This is a genomic window from Rhodococcus sp. BS-15 (assembly GCF_000813105.1).
In the GTDB taxonomy this organism is placed as follows: Bacteria; Actinomycetota; Actinomycetes; order Mycobacteriales; family Mycobacteriaceae; genus Rhodococcoides.
The window spans coordinates 1-813 of sequence record NZ_BAOX01000594.1; the positions used below are offsets into that span (position 1 = coordinate 1).

The window sequence follows — 813 nt, forward strand, 5'->3', positions numbered from 1 at the left end:
GCGACGGAATCGACGGAGTCACCGGCCGAGCCCCCGGCTCGGCGTCGCCGCAGCCGCAAGGCCGCGCTCAAGGACGACGTGGCGAACACCGAGAGCAGCGCTGACACCGACAGTGGTGAGTCCGCAGTGACGCCGGAGACCGGTGCACCCGAGATCCCTGCCGTCTCGACCGACCGGTCCTCGTCTTCCGAGGCCGACGAGCCGGCCAACGCCGAGAGCTCGACCGACGGTGACGGCGACGACGATCAGTCTCAGCCTCGACGCCGTCGGCGCGGCCGTCGTGGTCGCGGACGTGGTCGCGGTGAGCAGTCCTCGGACGAGTCGACCGACGAGAACTCGGACGACGATTCCGACGGCGACACCGAGACCGCCGATTCGACCGACGCGGAGTCGACCGACGCCGACTCGGACGAGTCCTCGGCAAGCGACGGGCAGCAGTCGAACTCGGGACGACGCTCGCGTCGATCACGCACTCGCAGTCGTACCTCGGACCGGCAGAACTCCGATGCAACCGACTCATCCGACGACACGCGCACCGCAGACTCCTCGGCCGAGGACGGCGACGACGAGTCCGATTCGGGTGCTCAGGACAACTACGACGACTCCGACAACGGCGGTTCGGACGGGGACGGCTCCAGCAGCCGCCGTCGTCGTCGCCGTCGCAGGCGCAAGACCGGAGCGGAGGCCGCGGCCGAGGGCGCGTCGTCCGAGGACGATCCGCCCAACACGGTCGTGCACGAGCGTGAGCCGCGCAACAAGAGTCGGGCACGCGGGACGAGGTCCAGGGAATCACGGGCTGACGCGTCTCGAGGA

General features: G+C 70.0%; 1 pseudogene. It reads left to right on the forward strand.

The features are described 5' to 3' along the window. Positions 1 to 78: 78 nt before the first annotated feature. Positions 79 to 813: pseudogene (locus RHBS_RS29480) on the forward strand (ribonuclease E/G); the annotation flags it as partial.